Source organism: Flagellimonas sp., from assembly GCF_965601775.1.
GTDB lineage: Bacteria > Bacteroidota > Bacteroidia > Flavobacteriales > Flavobacteriaceae > Flagellimonas.
Genome location: NZ_OZ271837.1, coordinates 2,451,359 through 2,474,062, shown reverse-complemented (window position 1 = coordinate 2,474,062; position 22,704 = coordinate 2,451,359). Strand labels below are relative to the sequence as shown.

The window sequence follows — 22,704 nt, the reverse complement described above, 5'->3', positions numbered from 1 at the left end:
TATTTTTGAGATATTACTACCATGTTTGAATTCTCATAAATATGACAAATAGTAGTCAGGATGGGGTATGTGTTTAAAATACTTTATTTCCGTAATAATTTACTCTCTCAGTATTTTAAACTGCGTAAAAAAGGACTTATCTATGGCCTATAGCGTATTTGGAATTATTTGCTTTCCCATTTTTTTTCGAGCACATATAAAAGGTTAAGAACTTTTCTCAACTTTAAAAAAGAAATTATTTTCTCGGTTTGATTAACACCAATGATTATTCTTAATTTTCGCCTAAATCTGGAGAAAAATGGCAACCAAGAACTATTAAAATGGTGAATAGTATACGTGTCTTTTGTTGCAGAAATCTTACCTGACTCATAGTTTTTGGCGCTGAAATATTCGAAAGGAAATGAATATATGGAATCCTCACTTTTGAGCAAAAATTGGGCCTGTTGTACTTGAGAATTTTGCATTATTATGATGTTCTTAATCCCATTGAGTTGAAGTTTCATAACTCTTGGTAAATCCTTGGTGTCATAACTGCCATTTTCTTTTATGAAAGGCCTATCATCATAATATTGTATGCATTTTAAAATCCAATTTGATCCTTTTTCAGAACCAATAACAGCGGCTTCTAAAACGTTGTCAAATTGGGTACCAATAAAATAAGGTAAAGTTAATAGGTCGTCAAAACTTTTTCTTACCTCTACATCCATATCCAGATAAATTCCTCCATAGGTATAAACAGCATGTAGTCGGATAAGGTCAGAGGCAAACGCATATTTTTTATTTTCAAATGCCTGCTGCGCCCAAATACTTGTAGAGATATCGAAACGGTTAGTATCCCATAACATAAATTCATAATCAGGAAGCATAGCCTTCCAAGATGCAATATTGGTCTTTATGTCCTTTGGATATTCGTCGCCACTCAACCAGCAATAATGGATTATTTTAGGTATCATATAGTTCTAACTAGTGTTATGTTAAATATTTTCTACTTATAGTTTAGCAATTAATATTTGGAGCGGTAAATCTACCAATATAGCTGGTATAATTTCTCATTTACGAATGTAATATGCTAGCAAGCATAGATTATCTAATCCTGAGCAAAATATTCTTCTTCTTCTTCTTCTTCTTGAAATACTGTTGCAGTTTCTCCATGAATTAAACCTGTATTAATCAATGTCCATAACCAAATTCGTTATCGGCCATAGCTGCTAAAAAAATGGTTGACATTCTTTTATCGCCTATATAAGCTAATACCGCATCCTCTTTTTTTGACAATCTCATCGAACCCGATACGGTTCCAACTGAAACCAATGCATTGGAATGGATGTTTGTAAAGCTAATTATAGATTCAGCCTTGATAGTTCTATTTCCGGTTAGCCATATAATATCATTTTCTTCAAATCCAAAACGATTTCCATTCCATTCTGAATCTGTAAGGCGAATTTTTGTTCTTGGGGGGGATATCCAAATTGGTTATAATTTCAAATCCATCATTCTCTGTTGCGTTCATTGAAATAAAAGAAAGGCAACCAGATTGTATCTAAATATCATTTCTTTTTAAATCAATAAAGATAAAATCAATAGTATTTTCAGGACTTTCACATGTCATAGATAAATAGAAGTGAAATTACTCGATGTACTTTACCAATTGATTAATGGGAACTAATCAAATTATTAAGTTTTCATCTGAAATATTTATTTAATGTTATCGGTCGATTAAATGGTTTGCGTTGCATGAACTTTATTTTTTGTTCACTTCTATTTATAGTTTTCAATTTTTCGTTCCTCACGAATTTCTCCGATATGATAATATGCAATAATCTCTTCAATTAGATTGTTCTGTACATAGTACCACTCACTTACATCTAAAGAAAAATCCTTTCCTTGCTTTGCAGTGTAACGGACACAAGCTCTGTCCTTTTCATAGATTGAATCGTGCAGTTCAAAGGATTGGCCAAGGAATTTATCTTCATTTTCTTTGACTAAGTCAAGATATTTCTGTTTTCCGTTAATTGTTCCAAAAGGACTTGTGTGTTTGAAATTCTCAGATATGGGTAAATTCAGATAGTCACCGCTGTTCCATTTTTCAAACCATTGTTTTACTATATCTTTTAATTCCATTTTTCTCTATTTTAAGCTTATTGTTGAGCCTGCTTGCCGGCAAAGACAGGTACACACCAAACTGAAAATCCGTCAATAATCACCATAGCTTTAGCGAAGGGTAGACGAGAACGGCGCCATTATCTGCTGGCTTTTATACTTTTTAGGTTCATATAATAGTTCTTTGTCGGTTTGTCAAATTTCTCAACTGCATAACGCAAAGTCACTCTCGGCATAGTTTCAGCATGTTTGTCCAAAAATTGCTTAAGTTTCTGTTCATCTTTTTTTCCTGCCTCTCTAATCCAACTTCCAACTGCCTTGTTCATGAGCTCTTCTTTGTCGTCAATCAATATTTCCGCAATTCGAAAAGTATCTTCCAATTGTCCTTTTTTGATAAAAGCATAGGTGCTCACAATTGCTGTTCTTCTTTTCCAAGTATTATCAGACTTTGCCAAGTCGTAAAGAACATCACGCGGTTTGTCCATTAAGTATTCGCCAATAATATTGTACGAACCTCTGTCCACAAAGTCCCAATTATTCAGTCGGTCGTGTCTTGAAAGGTAAAGGTCAAATAGCTCTTTTTTTTGTGTTTCAGTTGTTTTCTTTGATTTTGCCTGAAAGTCCATAATGCTGACAGCTCCCATTCGGACTTCGTAATATTCACTATCCAAGAGTATGTTGACTTCCGATAATGACATTTGGGTGAACTCCTTTGCTGTTTTGAATACATCTCCAAATTTTACTCCGAACGATTTGGTAACACCATCGTTTCCTTTAAAGAATTTTTCGACTTTGTTGAGTTCTTTTTCGGATTTGAATTCCGATAATCTGTTCATGTATTCTTTTGCGGTCATTATTGTTCAGCTTGCAGGTAACGGTTTGTATAAACTGTATTTTGATTCAGTTTATACGGTGTTGGTAACCGTTAATATTCGTACCAATCTTTGATAATGAAATTATTTTTTTCCTGTTCAGGTCTAAGCAAGGAATCTAGATAGTAACGGTGAAAGTACCCATTTAAAACGATGATTCTTTTTCCTCTAAACTCATCCGTAAAGTGTAAAATGTTTTTAGCCATTGTTCTATTTCTCAAATCCCAAAATTCAGAAGCTCTTTTATAACCTTCAAAGTAACTGATGCTATCACCTTCATTTTTAATATAATATGTGTTAGCGAAAATCGGATATTCATCCATTACATCTAAAAGCTTTTTATACTGATACTCTTGTCTGATTTGAGCGATTTTATCTGTTTTCGAATTATTAAAAGCTTTTGCTCCCAAATATGCAAATGAGCTAAGACTGTCATTTACTTTAAGAAAGTCTTTATAAATTTTGTTATCAGATGAATTCAATAAATTGTTTTTGTACAAGCTGTCTAAGAGATTAGATGCTTTGTTGTCCGTTGGACGCGAACCAATTTTTATTCGGTGTTCATTTCTTCCTGTGAATTCATATGGTCGAACATCCACATCAAAATCATTCATATACTTTATGGTGGCAATGTTTTCATTGCTTTTCCATGTCTTTTTGAATTTAAAGTCTTGAGTGAAAAAGGAAGAATCGACTTCGAATAGTATTAAATCAGGTTGAATTTTCTTCAAGATGTTGTATAGACTATCCGAATTAAAATTTTCAACAGGTTGATGAACGGTTCCTAGTAAGACTAAATTTGTTTGTCGCTCGCTACAAGATTGAAAAATAAGAAACTGACATAGTAGAGCTAAAGCTAAAAAAAATCTCTTCATTTTGGTTTGTTCTCAATGGTTACCAACGGTTTGGCTATGATTTCGGCGTGGAATCATCCGTCTACGCTCACCGGAGCGTTGTGTAGGTGAGGGGATTATTCCGCCGAAATCCAGCCATTTAATTTACACTTTTATTCTGGTGTGGCACTAAACCACAATGACCCGAGCGCAGCGAACCGGCATTAACAATTATAGTCATCGTTGGCCACAATTTTTATTTCTAATGTATCTCATACACCATTTCAACCATTCCATCTTTAAAGGCTGTTACATCCTTTAAATGCAACGGAATTTCCTTACCAATATAATCGAAGAAGAGCGTTCCATCACCCAAAAGTGTTGGGATTATAGTGATATTTATTTCATCCGCTAGTCCAAGACGTAGAAATTCTTTTGTGAGCATAGTTCCACCAACCATCCAGATGTTTTTATATTGGTTTTTCAGTTGGTCATTTACTACTTTGCTTAAGTCACCTGAAATGAATTGTACACTTTTTTTGTGCGATTCAAGTTCTCGTTCGGTTAGGACAAAAACTGGAACTTCTCCATAAGGCCAACCTAATTCAACAGCGTGTTCATAGGTCCGAGAACCCATAACATAACAGTCAATCGATTTAAGGAATTCCGAAATATATTCTTTGGTAAGTTCCACTCCTTTTTCGTAATTATCTTTTGAGTGCATCCACGAAACGCTTCCATCTTTTTTGGCTACAAAACCATCAAGACTTGAAACCATGTGAATCGTAATTTTTGAATTTTCAGTTTGCATTTCTCAAATTGTGGCTAACCGTCTCGGCTATTTGTAGTTGCCAAGCAATTACTTATAGGCATGGTTACCTTTAGTTTATTCTTGGTTCTTGTTGAGTTACGCAATGAATACCACCACCGAACAGATTTATCTCTTTTGCTTTAAACCCAATAATTTCTCTATTTGGGAAACAATTTTTTAGGATACTCACCATCTTTTGATCTTTTTCCTTTTCTGATTCTGGCATGCCTTCTTCCCAGTACTGTGCCACCAATACTGCTCCATTGGTTACAAAATAATTGGCGTAACTCAATGCGGGAACCACTTGTATAATTTCAGTTTCTTTAGATAAGCCTTCGTTGTACAGTTCTTCTAGACCTTCGGGGGACCATAATGAGATAGGTAGAGGTAATAGGTGTAGATTAAGGTCTGGTGAAGGTACTTCAATTATTGTAAATGGTTTGCCATTAGTCCTACGCTGTTTTTTAATTTGATCCAAATAGCCCTGGAATATTTCATAATCGTAGCTTGCGATTGGATTTTTGTCTTTATCCCCTTCTGAAATAGTGGTGACCAAAATCGTACTGTCATTTGCAAATCTTGCAACTGCATCGATATGTCCATTGGGTGCATAACCCCAATAATTTTCAATTTTCAATCCATTTTTCTCTATTAAGGGAACTCCTTCCAACCAAATCATTTGTTTTTTACCATACATGTCAAGGATTTCACGTTCAATTTCTTCAAAGTAAGGCTCTCCTTGGTTATGCAACATCGCAAAGTCCTTTATGGACATGGCTGATTCACTATTTACCTCAATGGCCCCTCCGTCATAGCTCAGAGGGCTGTTTTGTACTTTATGGCCAAATCGAATAGCTAAACTGTCATCCACGGTTTTTCTCAATTCTACATCAGAAATCCTCTTCACGGAGTTCGAATCAATCCCTTGCCAGTTGGCCATTCTGAGCTCTAAGTCATTAGAAAGAAAAAGAGGCCCGGGATCTCTCATAAAATAAGTCTCTTGCGGATGGACAATCATTGTTACCCTTGAAGTATCTACTTTCATTTGGAGCAAACTCCCTACAAAAGCATTAGCTAGTGAATCCTTATAGGTAAGTATCTTAACTGGGACATATTGATGAAGTATTTTGACCAATTCCAGCCTTGTGTCAATTTGATTTGCCCCCTGATTCAACTCCCATCTATCATGTATAGAAAGCCATACGGCCTGTTGAGGTTCCCATTCAGGTGGAAAGGTAAAAGGTTCGGTCTTTTTTTTCTCACCCGAACAACTAGTTAAAATTGCTAGAGGTAGTAAAATCTGAAATATATTTTTCATGACTTCCAAATTAAAGGTAATGGTCTCGGCTACGATTTGTTTCACTGTTCGCTAAGTCCGGAATGTTGTGTCCACGAGCGCAGCGAACTGGTGTTAGCAATTATAGCCATTGTTACCTGCTGCTATACTTTTTCTAATTCAACCAACTTTTCCATTAGAGTTTCAAACAGTTCTTTAGTAATAGTAAATTTAGAAACGTGTGGTTCATATTTTGCACGAATTAAACTTTCTGTAAATCCGTCTTGATTTGATGCATTTTCATCATTCAAATTGCGAATACAAGAGTCGATACAATCAATTGCTTTTGCAAATTCCGATTCCCGTGTTTTTCGATGTTCATATTCATTCATTATTTTTTGGAACCTGTCAGAATTTGGTAGAAACGAAGAGATTTTTTCCAGTGCTTTTTCTTCTTTTTCCTGCTTTAATTTCATTTCCTCTGGGTTGTTGAATTTTGCATCTCCTGCATAAACTTCTACAACATCGTGATAGAGTAGGTACTCGAATACTTTCAGCCTGTCAAGTGGTTCATTCATGCAGTCAATTACCAAATCCGCAATTAACAAACAACTCCAAGAGTGTTCAGCGCTACTTTCTTTTCTGTTACCAACATTTAATCCGCGCTCAACTGTTTTCAGTTTTTCTAATTCGGTCAGACTATTTATTAATTGTTCGATTTCCATAATTGCAGGTAACGGTCTTGGCTACGATTTGTGGCGGCGTTGGAAATCGTTATAATTCTGGCCGTGGCAGATCTAGCCTTTGATGGTTTTATAGTTTCAAGTTAGCGAAATTGTAGCTATTATTTATAGCCCTTGTTATGGGCATCCTATTTAGGAATAAATTGAAATTGCCCAAGCCACATAGAACCAACCTAAACCAACCCAACTAATAGGATGTATTCTTTTTAAAGTGTGCCAATCAAATACAAGGAACGAAACAAAAAAGGCATGCCACACAAGAACATAAAACAACTCCCAATTTTCTACCTGAAAAAAGTCGGACACCCTTCCCATTATTGGTTCGATAGGCAATGCTATGGCCCAAAAGATAAACCTCTTGTGCTTTACAGCATTTCTTCTATACAAATATGCGAGTAGGACAAAGGTGGCAAAGCTCAACATAAGTAATCTATTGGCTTTGACGAATGGTTCCATGGTATCCCATCCTTTGAAAACAGCAATAAAAACGTATAGGGTGCTCACAAAGACCCCGATTGCGAGTACAAACCCGATTCTTCCCCACTTCCTGTGGGTCTTGAACTTTTTTCTAAGAATAAAATATGACTGCCCCACGAAGATTACAAACCACGCGAACATGAAAAGGCCGTGTATTACAAATTTTGGGTCACTGTTGCTTTCCTGGTTAATATTAGTAAATAGGTTGTCTGAAAAGGCAACGATGGAAAGAATAAGGAGTAAGGAGCTTACAATTGTAAAGTAGTACTTTCTCATTATACGAATTAATAATTCTGTCATTTCAAATTGCCCATAACGGTCTCGGCTATGAGTAGTTGCCAAGCAATTACGTATAGCCATTGTTATGCCTAGTTATTTCTTATTATTTATAAATAAACTTTTTCAAGCGTGAGATAAAACTGGGAACATCCAGTGTTTATTTGCAAAAAATTCAAACGTATCTTTTAGCACAAAAAGCGTGTCTGTACCCTTTAACAATTGTTTTTCAAACCCCTCATCATTCAAAGGGGTAAACCCCAAAATTACCCGCTGAATCCTTTTATCAGACATACTAAGAACCACGTTATCAATAGTCACAGGATTATTTGAGAATATATCATCGAGATACACAGTGTCATTTTCAAAGTCTGCGATGGCAATTGCATCAAGTTCTTCTATATAATAAATGCTGTTTTTCTTAAACCAATTGCAATAAAACATAATCAGGGAAACGTTGCTTCTCATAGATATCTTTGCTATCGGATTAGAATTTTTAATTCTTTCCATTAAAAAAGTGACATCAGCGGGGTCTTCCATGTTCAGTTTTTTCCAAACTGATGAAGCACTGTGTTTATCTACGATTTTTGAGTGTTGATATTCCTCCACAACCTTGAATCCGAACTTTGGATAAAAATCAAGCACACTGTCATTTGCAAAGAGATAAACAAAATCAGTGCTATCTTTCCATTCATGCATTATCTTTTCCATCAAGTACTTGTTAAGTCCTCTATTCCTGTATTTTTCGTCAGTCATTACGGTACCAATTTGAATTCCCGACTTTCTCTCGCCTTCAATATCAAATTCAATCTTGCTAATTGAAACATTTGATACAATCTTGTCATTATGTAGCAGCGAATAGGGAATATAATAGTCACCCCATAAACCATCGTGGTACCAATTTTCTAAACTGAAGTCAAAGACGGCTTCTGTTAAACTATTGAAACTTGCTCTTATTTTTTGATTATGTTTAAAATCTTTAGCAAATCCATAAGTAATATTATTGAGTCTTATAAACTCCATCAATTTTTAATCTTGTATTATAAACCTTCCTCTAATTACGAATAAGGGTCACGACTATGGGTAGTTGCCAAGCAATTACTTATAGCCATTGTTGGGCTCAGTATTTATTTTTAATTTCTTTATTACTCATAAGACTTGAAATCCCATTTCCTAAATAATGCAGGGAAATATTGTGGTGGTCCTCATCATAAGAGTTTACGCAATCAGTAGCTATTATAACCTTTAGGTCTCTTTGATAGGCATCTATTGCTGCCATCCTAACGCAAGCATGCGTATTTATCCCACAGATAATAAGCTGCTGGGTTTTATTCCGATTTAAAATTTCGTCCAGGTTTGTATTGTAAAAGGCGCTATAACGCTTCTTTACAATTTCATAATCATTCTCTTGTCTGACAAGTTCATTGAGGATTTGAGAACCTGCTGTTTTCTCAATGGTTTTGGAAATGCTCTTTTCTCGCATTATAAGGAAGGCATCGCTTAAGTCTTCCTTAAATTCTTGTCGAACCCAAATTATGTCAAAACCTATTTCTCTACACCAATCCGTCAAGTCATTTATTCTACTACATAGAATTTCTCTAAATTCAACTAATCTTCCATCTTGAAAGTAGTCGTTTAACATATCTATTACCAATATTGCTGTTTTCATTTTATTATTGAGCCCAACGGTCTCGGCTATGTGTAGTTGCCAAGCAATTACTTATAGCAATGTCGTCACCAGTATTTTTTATATTCTTTTAATTTTTTTCTGTCGATTATTACAGGATACAGCCAAGGAAGGTCAGCTCTTTTTCCATGACGATATAATATATCCCAATCGTCAATTCCCATAATTACCTCAATAATTTCTCGTTTGTATTTTATCTCTTTAACCTGTTCTACTTTTACATTAGTTACTTGTCTGTCTTCGTCCGCTTCTACATCAACATAAAAGCTAAGATTAAACTTCTTTTTCCAGACTTCATCTAGAATTCTCTTGTCGAGATTTTTTATCAATTCTATAATTAGTTTGTCACCATATAAGTAACTGATACTAGTTTTTGTGTTGTCTACTCTTGTGATTTTTGTTTTAACACCATTATTGAATTCAAGAATATCTTCATATTCATGTACAGTAGAATAACCCATATGTTCTGCATATAGTTTCTTTCCATTTGGGATTATTATTTTTCCCGAAAACCATTTAGCCTGTACCTTTTGATTTGTATATTCCTCATCAAAAACCATCTCTAAATTTGCTGTTATTTTGCTACTGCAACAACTTGATATTCTAATTAAAAAAAGTTTGTCATCAATGAATTCCCAAGTAGCTTGATATCCTCTCCAACAGCCAGTATTAATGCAACCATATTCTGAAAACACACTGTCTTTTTTTAACAAATGCTCTTTGCCTTTTAGTGGATTTGAATAAATGAAGACAGTATCTTTTTTATAAATCAATAAATCTGGAATCTGTTCTGTAGCATTCATTTTATTAAATGAGAAACAGATTAAAATTGATATTAAACCGACTGTCCTTTTCATATTGGTTGTAACGGTCACGTTGATGATTTCTTCTAAATCAAGTTAACTCATTTTCTATAAAAGTCATAATCTGTTATGACCCTTTATTTTAGATATGGCAGTATGTTTACACCATACCAAAATCTTAGTATGTCAAATCAATCCCAAGTAGACTTTTTAGAGCAGGTACAAGATAGTTATGGCTCCACCCAAGAGCTGGCCAATATGCTGGATATGGGTGTGGAAATGCTGTTTTACCTAGAGGAAAACACTTTTCACAAACAAGATGTGCAAAATGTGGTCACCGCCCTACGGGCCGTAACCACCGCATTAAGAAAGTAAGACTAGCGGTGTATGGTCTGCAATCTATCCGGCCCTACGGAGACAATCTTAATCGGCACTTCCAACTCGTCTTCCAAAAAGGCTATGTAGTCGTTTAAAGCTGGCGGTAATTCCTCGGCTTGCGTCATTTGGGTCAAATCTTTGCTCCAACCCTTTAGGGTTTTATAGATGGGGGAGATGTTCTCACTTTCAATATTGTAGGGCAAATGTTGGATTTCCTTCCCCTTGTATTGGTAGGCGGTACATACTTTTAGGGTTTCAAAACCGCTCAATACATCGGCCTTCATCATCATCAGCTCCGTTACCCCGTTTACCTGCACGGCATATTTTAGGGCCACCAAATCCAACCAACCGCAACGTCTTGGTCTTCCCGTAGTGGCTCCAAATTCGTTACCTACGCGGCCCATGGTCTCACCATCGGTATCAAAAAGCTCGGTAGGGAAGGGGCCACTGCCCACTCGGGTGGTATAGGCCTTAAAAATACCCAGTACCCGTCCAATTTTGTTGGGAGCTACACCCAAACCGGTACAAGCACCTGCTGCCGTGGTGTTACTTGAGGTGACATAGGGATAGGTGCCAAAATCAATGTCCAACAAAGACCCTTGGGCACCTTCGGCCAATATTTTCTTGCCCTCACGCTGTGCGTTGAAGATATATTCCTCACTATCAATAAAGGTGAGTTTCTTCAAAGTGTCCACACCCTCACAAAATTCATCTTCCAATTCCTTCAAGTCGTATTGGATGTCTACATTGTAAAAGTCAATCATGGCCTCATGTTTGTTGGCCAGATTACGGTATTTGGTCTTCCAGTTGTCAAATTCCAAATCTCCCACGCGCAAACCGTTTCGTCCCGTCTTGTCCATATAGGTGGGGCCAATACCTTTTAGGGTAGAACCAATTTTGGCCTTCCCCTTGGCGGTTTCGGAAGCAGCATCCAATAAACGATGTGTAGGAAGAATTAAATGTGCTTTTCTGGAAATAAGAAGCTTTTTTGTGTAGTCCAAATCAAACTTGTCCAAATTGTCCAACTCCCGCTTAAAGATAACTGGGTCTATCACCACCCCGTTGCCCACAACGTTCATGGCTTTTTTATGAAAAATACCGGAGGGAATGGTGTGGAGTACGTGTTTTATACCATCAAATTCCAAGGTGTGCCCCGCATTGGGACCCCCTTGAAAACGGGCGATAATATCATAATCCTTGGTAAGAACATCAACAATCTTTCCTTTTCCCTCGTCTCCCCATTGGAGACCAAGCAGTAAATCTACCATGAAATGTATGTGGTTAGTCGGTTAGGTTTTCTTCTTTGTTTCTAGTTCCGTAAAAATAGAGTGAGTGGTTGTTGATTTTGATATCAAAAACCTCCTCAATGGTTTTTTTGATAGATTGGATGCGCGGGTCGCAGAACTCGACCACCTCACCGGTATCCGTGAGGATTACATGGTCGTGCTGACGGTCAAAATAGGACTTCTCGTATTGGGCCTGATTCTTTCCAAACTGGTGTTTGCGCACCAACTTGCAGTCCAATAGGAGTTCAATGGTGTTGTAGAGCGTGGCCCGGCTTACCCGATAGTTTTTCATCTTCATTTTAATGTAGAGGGATTCCACATCAAAATGGTCATCGCTATCATAGATTTCCTGCAAAATCGCATAGCGTTCCGGAGTCTTGCGATGCCCGTTTTCTTCCAAAAAGGAAGTGAACACATTCTTTACAATTTCCTGATTTTTACTGTTCCCCATGGTTCGTTCCAAAACTAAAGGACAAAGGTACGCTAAAATTTAAATTCTGTCCACCTTATCAATCCCCTCAATCTGCTTCAGATTGTTGATGAGTTTTTTCAAAATGGTGTTGTTCTTCACCACTAGGGCAATTTTTCCCTTGAAGGTGCCGCCATCGGCACTGAAGTTAAGGTTGCGCATGTTCACGTGCATATTGTCCGAGATAATGTTGGTGATCTCATTGACCAGTCCTAGATTGTCAATTCCCGTAATTTCTATATCCACGGTAAACTCCTCTTGGGTAGAATCTATCCACTTGGCGGGCATGATGCGATAAGCATAGTGGGACTGCATGGAAATGGCATTCGGGCAGTTCTTTTTGTGCACTTTGATACCATCACTCACACTCAAAAAACCGAATACCTCATCTCCAGGAATGGGATTACAGCATGGGGCAAGTTTATAACTCAACTTTTCCTCCTCTTTGCCAAAGACCAGCATGTCGTATTTGGCCGTGATTTCTTCCTTATTGACATCCTTGGGAGCTGGATTTCTCCGGATTTTGTTCTTGAAGAAATTCAAAAAGGCATTGTGGTAGGTTGAAGCAAAGTCCTTCAGCTTTTGGTTGTCAATAACCCCGATGCCCACACGATAAAACAGGTCCAAACTGGTTTTTAGTTTGAAATATTGAACCAGCTTGTTGACCGTGTCCTCGTTTAGTTCGATTTTTTGGGATTTCAGTTTTCTGCGCAAAATCTCTTTGCCTTCTGCCGCAATGTTCTTCTTCTCTTCACCCAAAGAGGAGCGAATTTTGGCTCGTGCACGGGCGGTTTGGGCATAATCCAACCAGCTTTGATTCGGTTTTGCAATTTCAGAAGTGATGATTTCCACTTGGTCGCCACTTTGCAGCACGGTTCCCAGAGGAACCAGCTTTCCATTTACTCGGGCACCTCGAGTCTTCATGCCAATTTCGGTATGGATATGGAAGGCAAAATCAAGGGCAGTAGCGCCTTTGGGCATAGATTTTAAATCTCCCTTCGGAGTAAATACGAAGATTTCCTTGGAATACAGGTTGAGCTTAAATTCTTCCACAAAATCAACCGCACTACCATTGGAACTTTCCAAGGCTTCCTGCAATCGGTTCAACCATTCCTCGATTCCCTGTTCTTTTTGCTCCCCATGCTTGTACTTAAAATGGGCGGCATACCCTTTTTCGGCAATTTCGTGCATACGCTCACTACGTATCTGCACTTCTACCCATTTTCCTTCAGGTCCCATTACCGTAATGTGCAGTGCTTCATAACCGGTGGATTTTGGGGAGGTTATCCAATCTCGTAGCCGAATTGGGTTGGGGGTAAAGTGGTCCGTTACGATGGAATAGATTTTCCATGCCAGGAACTTTTCGTTTTTTCGATCCGATTTATAGATAATTCGAATGGCAAACTTGTCGTAGACCTCATCAAAAGACACATTTTGGGCCTTCATTTTCCTGCGGATGGAAAAGGTGGATTTCATTCGGCCTTTTATCTCATAGTTGAGGCCTTCTTTATCCAGTGAATTTCGAATGACGTTGGAAAAATCTTCGATATAGGCCAATTGTTCTTCCTCAGTGTTTTCAATTTTAGCCTGAATGTCCTTGTACACCTCAGGCTCCGTATATTTTAAACTGAGGTCTTCCAGATGGGTTTTAATATTGTAAAGCCCAATTCGATGCGCCAAGGGTGCATAAATGTATAGGGTTTCCGAAGCTATTTTCACCTGTTTATGCTCTGGCATGGCATCCATTGTGAGCATATTGTGATAGCGGTCCGCAATTTTGATAATGATTACCCGAACATCATCATGGAGGGTCAACAGCATCTTTCTAAAGTTCTCTGCCTGCTGACTGATGTCCTTGTCCTTTTTTAAATGGGCTATCTTGGTTAAACCGTCCACAATTCGGGCCACGGTCTCCCCAAACATACGTTCTATATCATCCAAGGTGTAGTCCGTGTCCTCGACAACATCATGAAGTAGGGCAGAAGCAATGGAAACGGCGTCAAGACCAATTTTTGAAGCTACGATTTTGGCCACGGCAATAGGGTGGAATATATAAGCCTCGCCGGATTTTCTCCTTTGGTCCTTATGAGCATCCACAGCAACATCAAATGCCGAGCGTATCAACTTTTTATCCGCCGCAGTGAGGGTCTGGTAGCTGATACGTAGCAATTCTTTGTATTGCTTTGCAATTTCCTTATTCTCTTTTTCTATAGCTGCCTCCGTCATCGTAAATTAAAGTTACCACAATCCAAATAGGTAAACAACAAAAATTATGCCTTTAGGTTTCGTATCCGTTCTACTAAAGGGGGGTGAGAATAGTGTACGAACACATAGGCCGGATGGGGCGTGAGATTGCTTAAACTGTTCTTGGATAACTTCTTTAGCGAGGTAATCAAAGGTGCTGCCGCAAATGTCATTTTGGCATAGTTATCTGCCTGAAATTCAAACCTTCGGGATAAATAGTTCATGGCCAGACCTGTAATTTCTGAGATGGGGCTGTACAAGAGAACAAAGCCGACCAAACCGGCATGAAAACTGGGCTGGGATACCCCAATGGCCAGTGAAATCTCTGGTGTATTGATGAAAAGCGACAGAATATATAAGGTAAAACCAGTAAGCAACAACGAAACCACAAGATTAAAAATGATGTGCTTCTTTTTATAGTGTCCTACCTCATGGGCCAGAACCGCTACAATTTCCTCTTCATCAAGGTCGTTAATAAGCGTATCGAATAGGGTTATCCTTTTTTCCCTTCCAAATCCGGAAAAATAGGCATTGGCCTTGGTGGAGCGTTTGGAACCGTCAATCACAAAGATTTTATTCAATTCAAAGCCCACCTGCTTTGCGTAATTTTCAATGGCACTTCGCAAACTACCTTCATCCAGAGGAGTTTGCTTATTGAACAAGGGCACAAAAAAACGACTGTAAAACAGGTTCATGAACAAAATTACCACCGCGAAGAGAACCCAGGTATATATCCAAAATTGGGGTCCGGTCCATTGGTAAAACCAAATGAACAAGGCCAAAATACTACCGCCTAAAACTATGGTCAACAACCATCCTTTAATGATATCCATAAAAAAGAGCCGCTGTGTGGTTTTATTAAAGCCGTAGGCCTCTTCAATGGTGAAGGTTTGATAATACGAAAAGGGAATACTGATGATACTGCTTCCCAGAGCCACAAAACCAAAAAATAGCAAGGCCATACCTATGGTATGTTCGGTTATGGAACGGACCAGCGTGTCTATCCATTCAAAACCTCCCAAAAGCAGGAATGCCAAAGTGAAAACCAATGAAAACCCATCTGAGATAAGGCCAAATCTGTATTTTGTACGCTTGTATTGCTGCGATTTCTGGTATTCCTCGTCGTTAAAAACATCTTTTAGGTCATCCGGTACGGTAGAGGAAAAGCGCTGCGCATTAAGGTATTCCAACAGCTGGTGAACCAGATATTGCGCCACAAGAATAAAGATGATAATATAGAATAGCGTAGTTTCTCCCATAGGCTAAAATCCTCTTTGGCGCATGGCTTCAAAGATAAGAATTGCGGCCGAGACAGAAACGTTCATGGAGTCTATTTCACCTCGCATGGGGATAATAAGATTTTCATCGGAATTTTGTAGCCATTCGTCGGTTAAACCGGTTGATTCTGTCCCCACCACAAGGGCCAACGGCCCAGTTAAATCGGATTCCACATAATTTTTTGAGGCGGATAAAGCAGCGCATCGAATGCTGATTCCTTGATTCTTTAAAAATTGGATGATTTCTGCGGTACTCCCCACTCCTATCTGCGTGGTAAAAACACAACCTACACTTGAACGGATAATATTGGGATTGTACAGGTCAGACTTTGGGTTGGCGATGAAAACGGCATCTAGTCCAGCGGCATCCGCGGTTCGCAACAAGGCCCCTACATTTCCCGGTTTTTCAGGAGCTTCGGCTACTAAAACTAAAGGTGCCTTGGAGTTAAATTGTATGCCTTCAAGCGTGTGCGATTTACTTTGCACCACGGCCAGAACCCCTTCTGTGGATTGTCTGTAGGCCAATTTCTCGTAAACCGCCTTGCTAATTTCAATGGAGGTCGTTTGGGGAAATTTTTGAATGAAATCTTTGTCCAGGTAACCGACAATTTCTTTGGAAAACAGCAATTGTTCGATGGCATATCCCCCTTTGTGAGCCAACTCGATTTCACGTCGACCCTCAACCACAAAAAGGCCAGTTTTCTTGCGTTCTCTGGACTTTTCCTGAAGTTGGATTATTTTTTTTACCAAGGGATTTTGGGCACTGCTAATGACTTTGTCAGAATTCATGGTTTCAAAAGTACATTTTCTTGTAATCTTGTAATTTCATATCCGACAGAAAGCAAAACAACTTAAAAATGAGAAAAATAACTATTGTAGTATTGATTTTGGCCATAGCCGCTTGCAAACCTGCCCCGAAAAAGGCGGAGGCCGAAAGCGAAACTGTGGAGAACACAGAAGTGGAAGCACCGAAATACCCGGAAGCTTTGGGAAAAGTGATTGAAAAACATGGTGGGATGGATGCATGGAAACAGCAACGTACCATGACCTATTCCTTACCAAAACCTAATTTTATAGAGGTGCATACCATTGATTTGTACTCTAGAAAAGACCGAATTGACACCGAGATTTTTTCCATGGGATTTGATGGGGAACAAGCTTGGTTGTTGGATACGGATAAAAAATATACAGGGAATGCAGGTTTTTATCATAATCTGATATTCTACTTTTATGCAATGCCCTTTGTTTTGGCTGATGGTGGTATTATTTATTCAGATACTGAGGATTTGGAGTTTGAGGGAAAGAACTATCCTGGTATCGAAATCAGTTATGAAAGTGGGGTAGGCGCCTCCTCCAAGGACCAGTACTTCATTCATTATGACCCGGAAACCTATCAAATGGCTTGGTTGGGTTATACCGTAACCTACCGTAGTGGAGAGGTATCCGACAATGTGAAATGGATTCGTTACAACGACTGGACCAGCGTGAATGGTTTGATTCTACCAAATTCCATCTCTTGGTATAAATATGAAGGGAGAGAACTATTGGAGCCAGCCAATACCTTGACTTTTGAATCGGCTTCTTTATCCAATGAAGCCAAGGAAGATGGGTTCTACCAAAAACCTGAAGGAGCGGAGTTCGTAGAAATAAAGAAGAATTAGAAAGTTCTAAAAACCATACTTGTGGTGGAAGTTAATAATCAATCCCACCACCGCGTTGTAGCTTTCAATACCTTCTTGTTGGTTGTTGGCCTTTAGGAAAACATTGAAGATAGATTTGAAAACAGGCTCCAACGGATTTTCATATTCAGCCCAGAAACGTGAGATTTCCCTAAAGTTTTCTTGTACGCCTGGGTTGAGTTGGTTTATCATTTCTTTGAATTTTGCCTCATCTTTTCTGGCCAAATCAGAAAGACAATAGCCCAAAGCATGGGAATAGGCTGCATATTTGAAATAGGGATCTTCGTTAACTGAGGTAACCCAAAAACCAATGAAGTTGGTATCATCTTCAGCAGAATAACCCAGTTGATGACCCACCTCGTGCCCGCTTACCGTGGGTAGTCTGAATCTAGGCGTGATGCCATTCACCTGAGCTTCGTTGGTAAAAGGATTGATATAACCTCCATAACCCATATAGGTCAGCGGAATGCTGTAGATGGAGGATTTTTGACTTGAAAAGTTATAGTCAAACTCGGGATAAGTTTTTGACAGTTCTCTATACCCCTCTTGGGTCATTGAAAAAATTTCTTTCTTCGAATACGGAATATGAACCGGGGAAATGGAATCTCCGGTAATTTGGAATTGATAGCTATTGGATTTCTCGGTTAGATATTGGATAAATTGAGTGAGTTCTTTCTGGGTGTATTCCCTTTCCAGCCCCAATTTTGTAGCGATAGGGTATCTATGATAGTTAAGCCCCCAATTAAAATGAAACAGAAAGTATACCATTGATAGAAGTACCCCAATGTCCTTTAAAAAGGTCAAAGGTTTGGCTTTTATCGATTTCCAATTTTTATATAAATAGCGAAAGACGAAAATGAACAGGGCAGTATAAAGAATATCCCCCATGGAAAAGGGTATCCAACCAAAAAGTATTCTGAGTGTCTTGGAAATAAAAGGATAGATACCGTTGCTATAGTAGGTTTCAATAAAATCTGGATAATTAGAAGCCCATTTTACGAGCAGTATTTGTACTGGAAGTAGACAAAGTAGGATAGTTTTTGTTTTCTTTCCCATTAAAATTCAAAAATCAGGTATTTCATATTCTAAACTAGCCCTTAAATTTTGTATGCGCAACGCTATTGGGATTTCTTTAGCTTAGGTATCAAAAAAACCGCTCCATCATGGAGCGGCTTAGAATGTATTTTGTGTAAACTATGGTTTGATTCCGGTAATTTCCAAATCGAATATTAAATCTGAATTTGGAGGGATGGGGCCACCGCCTTGCGGTCCCAATCCTAAATGGGAGGGTAGAAAAATCCTGATTTTGTCCCCGACCTTCATGGTCAGTAATCCTTCCCTAAATCCTGGGAAAAGAGGGGCCTCTGGACTGAACAACATAGGTACGGGTTGATAGCCTCCTTGGTCTCTTCTACCTGGGTTCAGCTTGTTGAACTTCAAGGCAACTTCAGCAATATTACTGTCAAATAAATCCCCGTTGGTTAACCATCCTGCATAATTTACCATTACATATTGCCCCACTTTAGGCTGTTCCCCACTGCCCTCGGTAAGTTTTAGGATTCTTAGACCGCTTGGGGTCTCCTCTGCAGTTTCCTTTTGTTGTTCAAATTCTGCCACTAAATCTTCAATCATTTTCTTGAAAGCCGCCTCAACCTCTTTTTCTTCTTCGAAGTAGTCTGACATTATTTGAACGGCGTCAAATTTTTTGGCCTCTTTGCCTTGACGTACTATCTCCACTTTATCCATAACCACATCGATATTGGGCTTGTTTCTGCCAGCGGCACCCGTTTCTACATTGGCGATGGAGTCGACCACATCCAATCCTAAAACTACTTCTCCAAACACAGTGTGCTTTCCATTTAACCAAGGGGTTTCCTTATGGGTTATGAAAAATTGGCTTCCATTGGTTTTAGGTCCTGAATTCGCCATGGACAGGATTCCCTTTTTTGAGTGGGTTAGGGAGTCGTCAAATTCATCCTTGAATCTATATCCAGGGTTTCCTCTTCCGGTTCCCTGGGGGTCACCCCCTTGAATCATGAAATCCTTCATCACTCGATGGAAAATCAAGCCATCGTAATACGGCTTATCCTTGTACTCTTCATTGACGAAAGGACTGTTCCCTTCCGCTAGGGAAACGAAATTGGCTACCGTGACAGGAGTCTTTTTGTGCTCCAATTTCACGACGATATCTCCTTTATTGGTCTGTATATCAGCAAAAATACCATCACCCAATTCGGCATATTTACTGGATTTACAACCCAAAACGCTTAGTATTAGTAGGCTGATGATAAATAGGGATTTTTTCATTTGACTTGTGATTTAAGATTTAAACTGTCTTGATTGATTATTATTGTATGTAGTTCAACGGTTGCTTTTATTGGAGTTCTCGGACCTATGGCCTCCCCATCACCCAAATATCCGTAAGCTTGAAGGGAGGGAAATAGAAACGTTGCGCGTTCATTGATTTTCAGAAGTTTTACTGCATTCTGAAGCCCAGGAAACAACTGTTCCTTATCCACTGTATAGGAAGTGGGTCCAATATCCTCCATGCTATAAATAGTATCATTTCCCAAATTCCTGATGTTATATGAGAACAAAATTTGGTCGTCTGGTCTAGGACTGTATTGAGCGGTGTCGTTTTTTACATCATAGTAGTACCAGAAACCGTTGGAGTTTGCTTCATATTCATGTAAGCTATCCTTGCTGATAATTTCTTGGATTATTTTTTCTTCTTTAGCTAGCAGTAATCTGTTTCTCTCAACGGATTCTTTAAAAAAACTACCTGATTTTACTTTAATGGGACGGCGAGGTTCCGGACCCCCGCATGCGACTACCATTAAAGCTATAACTATAATTAACCCAGCTCTCATGAACTCAATTGATTTTTATATTCCGTTAAAACTGCATTGAATTTGGCAACGGTTTTTTCTAGGGATTCATCACTTCTTCCTCCAGCGGCATTCGTGTGTCCACCTCCATTGAAATGATTTCGTGCAAACTCATTGACCGAAAAATCTCCGACAGAACGGAAGGACATTTTGATAATGCCCTCTTCCTTATTTTCAATGAAAATAACCGCCAGCACAATTCCTTCTAGGGTTAGGCCGTAGTTCACAAAACCTTCAGTGTCTCCTTTTTTGAAATGGTTTGCGTCCAGTTCCTCCTGACTTAGGGTAATGTATGCAGTGCGAAACTCTTTTAGAATGACCATGTTTTTCAAGGCTACCCCCAACAGATGTAAACGAGATGGAGAATTGGTGTCAAAAACCTGTTGATGAATCTCCATATTCTCGGCTCCTTTGTCAATCAAATCGGCAACTATTCTATGGGTTTGGCTTGATGTTGAACGATACTTAAAGGAGCCAGTATCTGTCATGATTCCAGTATAAAGGTTTGTGGCTATGGATTTGGTAATCTTATCACCTCCATCTAGAAAAAGGATAAAATTGTACACCATTTCACAGGTGGAACTCATGGATACATCAGAATAGGTAACCTTGGCATAATCGCTAGGCTGCTGATGGTGGTCAATCATGATAAATTCCGCCTTGCTTTGTTGTAATTCATTTCCCAGTGTTCCAGTCCTGGAAAAATCGTTGAAATCCAAAGTGAATATTAACGTCGCATCGTCCAACAGTTGTTTACACTTGCTTTGCGATTTTTCGTAGTTCAGAATGGCTTCATTTTGAGGCATCCATTTTAGAAATTTGGGATAGTCATTGGGAGAAATCACCGAACAATTTTGTCCCATTTCCTTAAGGAAAATGTATAGCGCTAAACAGGAACCTATAGCATCCCCATCTGGGTTTTTGTGGGGAACAATTACGATGTTTTGGGGTATGGAAAGAAGCGACTTAGTGGTCGAGATGTCTTCTAAATTCATGCGGTCAAAGATACAATAATATAATATAGAGGTAACTCGGGATACGCTATTTTTGTCGGATACCACATAATCCAACGAATGAAATACCTTATACCTTGCGTTTTTACAATTACTCTGTTTTTTGGTTGTAAATCAGCACAAAATACGGCCATTGCGGAAAGCGCTTCTACCAGTTTTACAGATGGCAATTTCTTTATTGTTGCCTTTGGGTCCTGTAACAAACAAGATGTTGAAAATCCTTTTTGGGATGACATATTAAATGAAAAACCAGATGTTTGGATTTGGGGTGGGGACAACATTTATGCCGATACGGATGATATGGCCGAAATGAAATCGATGTATAACAAACAACGCAATAATCCGGGGTACAAGGCTTTGTTCACTACTGTTCCCGTAATTGGCACTTGGGATGACCATGACTATGGCAAAAACGACGGCGGGGTAGAGCATGTGATGAAAGACCCCAGTCAACAGTTATTTCTGGATTTTATGGGAGTGCCAGAAGAAGACCCTCGTAGAAAACAGGAAGGTGTATATTCCTCCCATAGTTTTTCACATCCTAAAGGAAAAATTAAAGTGATTGTTTTGGATACCCGTTATTTCCGAAGCAATTTGGAAAAGGATACCATTTCTAGCAGACGATATAAAATTAACAACTCCCTAGAGTCGACCGTTTTGGGAAATACGCAATGGCAGTGGTTGGAAAAGGAGCTCAAAACTTCCGATGCTGATTTCAACCTAATTACTACCAGTATCCAATTCCTTTCTTGGGAACATGGTTTTGAGACCTGGGGAAATTTCCCCCATGAAGTGGAAAAATTAAAAACACTCATTTCGGAGTCAGGTGCAAAAGGAGTTATGGTGCTTTCGGGAGATCGCCATATTTCAGAGTTTTCCAAAACCAACCTGCCTAATTTATCTTATCCCTTGATTGATTTTACAAGCAGCGGTCTGACCCATTCGTATTCCAGTTTTACATCTGAGCCCAACAGTTTTAGGGTAGGGGATGTAGTTTCTGTGCCTAGCTACGGAGTCATTCATTTGGATTTGGCCCAAAACAAGGCCCACATGAAAATAATGGGCGAAAATGGCCATGTTTATCAGGAATTGAAACAGGCCTATTAGTCTTGTGGCTTGAACGAAAAAGCGTATGTTTGCGCAAAATTTTAAAAAAATGACTGGAAATAGAACATTCACCATGATTAAACCAGATGCCGTCGAGAACGGGTATATCGGTGCAATTTTGGAAAAGATAACAGGAGCTGGCTTTAAAATTGTGGCCATGAAGTACACACAATTGAGCAAGAGAGATGCCCAAGAGTTCTACGCTATCCATAAAGAAAGACCCTTTTTCGGGGAATTGGTAGAGTTTATGACCCGAGGTCCTATTGTTGCTGCCATTTTGGAAAAGGACAATGCCGTAGAAGATTTTAGAGCGCTTATCGGGGCGACAAACCCAGAAGAAGCTGCGGAGGGAACCATTCGCAAATTATACGCATCCAATATTGCTGAGAATGCGGTACACGGTTCTGATAGCGACGACAATGCTATTATTGAAGGAGCCTTTCACTTTTCGGGAAGAGAGGTATTCTAGAAAACAATACAACTGA

The 22,704-nt window shown here is 38.9% G+C and carries 24 protein-coding genes; 4 read left to right on the top strand and 20 right to left on the bottom strand.

Going from position 1 to position 22,704, the window contains the following annotated elements; translation table 11 throughout:
- Nucleotides 1–164: 164 nt before the first annotated feature.
- From ACSLUF_RS11350 to ACSLUF_RS11300, 11 genes are all read right to left on the bottom strand, one after another.
- Entirely contained in the window at nucleotides 165–953 is a 789-nt protein-coding gene (locus ACSLUF_RS11350) for a glycosyltransferase family 32 protein (RefSeq protein ID WP_435622901.1), read from the bottom strand.
- 805 nt (nucleotides 954–1,758) lie between these two features.
- Entirely contained in the window at nucleotides 1,759–2,121 is a 363-nt protein-coding gene (locus ACSLUF_RS11345) for a nuclear transport factor 2 family protein (protein WP_435622900.1), read from the bottom strand.
- Nucleotides 2,122–2,240: 119 nt separating this feature from the next.
- Complete coding sequence (locus tag ACSLUF_RS11340; protein ID WP_435622899.1) at nucleotides 2,241–2,954, bottom strand: DNA alkylation repair protein; 714 nt, start codon at nucleotides 2,952–2,954, stop codon at nucleotides 2,241–2,243.
- A gap of 71 nt (nucleotides 2,955–3,025) precedes the next feature.
- On the bottom strand, nucleotides 3,026–3,847 hold the full coding sequence (locus tag ACSLUF_RS11335; protein WP_435622898.1) for a hypothetical protein: 822 nt from the start codon (nucleotides 3,845–3,847) through the stop codon (nucleotides 3,026–3,028).
- A 220-nt stretch (nucleotides 3,848–4,067) separates the two neighbouring features.
- Complete coding sequence (locus ACSLUF_RS11330; RefSeq protein ID WP_435622897.1) at nucleotides 4,068–4,583, bottom strand: dihydrofolate reductase family protein; 516 nt, start codon at nucleotides 4,581–4,583, stop codon at nucleotides 4,068–4,070.
- A 103-nt stretch (nucleotides 4,584–4,686) separates the two neighbouring features.
- On the bottom strand, nucleotides 4,687–5,934 hold the full coding sequence (locus ACSLUF_RS11325; protein WP_435622896.1) for an agmatine deiminase family protein: 1,248 nt from the start codon (nucleotides 5,932–5,934) through the stop codon (nucleotides 4,687–4,689).
- 122 nt (nucleotides 5,935–6,056) lie between these two features.
- On the bottom strand, nucleotides 6,057–6,617 hold the full coding sequence (locus tag ACSLUF_RS11320; protein ID WP_435622895.1) for an HD domain-containing protein: 561 nt from the start codon (nucleotides 6,615–6,617) through the stop codon (nucleotides 6,057–6,059).
- Between the two features lie 150 nt (nucleotides 6,618–6,767).
- Entirely contained in the window at nucleotides 6,768–7,388 is a 621-nt protein-coding gene (locus ACSLUF_RS11315; protein WP_435622894.1) for a hypothetical protein, read from the bottom strand.
- Nucleotides 7,389–7,514: 126 nt separating this feature from the next.
- A complete protein-coding gene (locus ACSLUF_RS11310) occupies nucleotides 7,515–8,411 on the bottom strand; it encodes a GNAT family N-acetyltransferase (RefSeq protein WP_435622893.1) in 897 nt (298 codons plus the stop codon).
- Between the two features lie 97 nt (nucleotides 8,412–8,508).
- The gene (locus tag ACSLUF_RS11305) at nucleotides 8,509–9,057 is read right to left on the bottom strand and encodes a cysteine hydrolase family protein (RefSeq protein ID WP_435622892.1); all 549 of its coding nucleotides are present in this window, start codon (nucleotides 9,055–9,057) and stop codon (nucleotides 8,509–8,511) included.
- Between the two features lie 65 nt (nucleotides 9,058–9,122).
- Nucleotides 9,123–9,878, bottom strand: coding sequence for a hypothetical protein (locus ACSLUF_RS11300; protein ID WP_435622891.1), 756 nt, complete (start codon nucleotides 9,876–9,878; stop codon nucleotides 9,123–9,125).
- 183 nt (nucleotides 9,879–10,061) lie between these two features.
- On the opposite strand from ACSLUF_RS11300, the gene ACSLUF_RS11295 reads away from it, so the two are divergent.
- On the top strand, nucleotides 10,062–10,253 hold the full coding sequence (locus tag ACSLUF_RS11295; protein WP_435622890.1) for a hypothetical protein: 192 nt from the start codon (nucleotides 10,062–10,064) through the stop codon (nucleotides 10,251–10,253).
- Nucleotides 10,254–10,255: 2 nt separating this feature from the next.
- Here the strand turns inward: ACSLUF_RS11295 and ACSLUF_RS11290 are convergent, their stop codons facing one another.
- From ACSLUF_RS11290 to ACSLUF_RS11270, 5 genes are read right to left on the bottom strand one after another with little or no spacing between them, the layout of a single operon-like run.
- Nucleotides 10,256–11,524: an adenylosuccinate synthase gene (locus ACSLUF_RS11290; RefSeq protein WP_435622889.1), complete on the bottom strand. Its 1,269-nt coding sequence runs from the start codon at nucleotides 11,522–11,524 to the stop codon at nucleotides 10,256–10,258.
- A 13-nt stretch (nucleotides 11,525–11,537) separates the two neighbouring features.
- A complete protein-coding gene (locus ACSLUF_RS11285) occupies nucleotides 11,538–11,993 on the bottom strand; it encodes a Fur family transcriptional regulator (RefSeq protein WP_435622888.1) in 456 nt (151 codons plus the stop codon).
- 39 nt (nucleotides 11,994–12,032) lie between these two features.
- Nucleotides 12,033–14,237, bottom strand: a complete 2,205-nt coding sequence (locus tag ACSLUF_RS11280) for a RelA/SpoT family protein (protein WP_435622887.1) — start codon at nucleotides 14,235–14,237, stop codon at nucleotides 12,033–12,035.
- Nucleotides 14,238–14,281: 44 nt separating this feature from the next.
- Nucleotides 14,282–15,514 carry a M48 family metallopeptidase gene (locus tag ACSLUF_RS11275; RefSeq protein WP_435622886.1) on the bottom strand — a complete coding sequence of 411 codons (1,233 nt, stop codon included), beginning with the start codon at nucleotides 15,512–15,514 and terminating at the stop codon, nucleotides 14,282–14,284.
- A 3-nt stretch (nucleotides 15,515–15,517) separates the two neighbouring features.
- Nucleotides 15,518–16,321, bottom strand: coding sequence for a TrmH family RNA methyltransferase (locus ACSLUF_RS11270; RefSeq protein WP_435622885.1), 804 nt, complete (start codon nucleotides 16,319–16,321; stop codon nucleotides 15,518–15,520).
- Between the two features lie 68 nt (nucleotides 16,322–16,389).
- Between ACSLUF_RS11270 and ACSLUF_RS11265 the strand changes: the two genes are divergently transcribed.
- Entirely contained in the window at nucleotides 16,390–17,193 is an 804-nt protein-coding gene (locus ACSLUF_RS11265; RefSeq protein ID WP_435622884.1) for a DUF6503 family protein, read from the top strand.
- A 6-nt stretch (nucleotides 17,194–17,199) separates the two neighbouring features.
- Here ACSLUF_RS11265 and ACSLUF_RS11260 read toward each other — a convergent pair whose 3' ends face one another.
- From ACSLUF_RS11260 to ACSLUF_RS11245, 4 genes are all read right to left on the bottom strand, one after another.
- Nucleotides 17,200–18,267: a DUF3810 domain-containing protein gene (locus ACSLUF_RS11260; RefSeq protein WP_435622883.1), complete on the bottom strand. Its 1,068-nt coding sequence runs from the start codon at nucleotides 18,265–18,267 to the stop codon at nucleotides 17,200–17,202.
- Nucleotides 18,268–18,405: 138 nt separating this feature from the next.
- On the bottom strand, nucleotides 18,406–19,518 hold the full coding sequence (locus tag ACSLUF_RS11255; RefSeq protein WP_435622882.1) for a peptidylprolyl isomerase: 1,113 nt from the start codon (nucleotides 19,516–19,518) through the stop codon (nucleotides 18,406–18,408).
- Nucleotides 19,515–20,081, bottom strand: coding sequence for a gliding motility-associated peptidyl-prolyl isomerase GldI (gene gldI / locus ACSLUF_RS11250; protein ID WP_435622881.1), 567 nt, complete (start codon nucleotides 20,079–20,081; stop codon nucleotides 19,515–19,517). Before gldI ends, ACSLUF_RS11255 begins: the two co-directional genes overlap by 4 nt.
- Nucleotides 20,078–21,094 carry a DHH family phosphoesterase gene (locus ACSLUF_RS11245; protein WP_435622880.1) on the bottom strand — a complete coding sequence of 339 codons (1,017 nt, stop codon included), beginning with the start codon at nucleotides 21,092–21,094 and terminating at the stop codon, nucleotides 20,078–20,080. Before ACSLUF_RS11245 ends, gldI begins: the two co-directional genes overlap by 4 nt.
- A 78-nt stretch (nucleotides 21,095–21,172) precedes the next feature.
- Between ACSLUF_RS11245 and ACSLUF_RS11240 the strand changes: the two genes are divergently transcribed.
- Both ACSLUF_RS11240 and ACSLUF_RS11235 read left to right on the top strand, forming a co-directional pair.
- Nucleotides 21,173–22,219 carry an alkaline phosphatase D family protein gene (locus ACSLUF_RS11240; protein WP_435622879.1) on the top strand — a complete coding sequence of 349 codons (1,047 nt, stop codon included), beginning with the start codon at nucleotides 21,173–21,175 and terminating at the stop codon, nucleotides 22,217–22,219.
- Nucleotides 22,220–22,268: 49 nt separating this feature from the next.
- Nucleotides 22,269–22,688 carry a nucleoside-diphosphate kinase gene (locus ACSLUF_RS11235; RefSeq protein ID WP_435622878.1) on the top strand — a complete coding sequence of 140 codons (420 nt, stop codon included), beginning with the start codon at nucleotides 22,269–22,271 and terminating at the stop codon, nucleotides 22,686–22,688.
- Nucleotides 22,689–22,704: the final 16 nt, after the last annotated feature.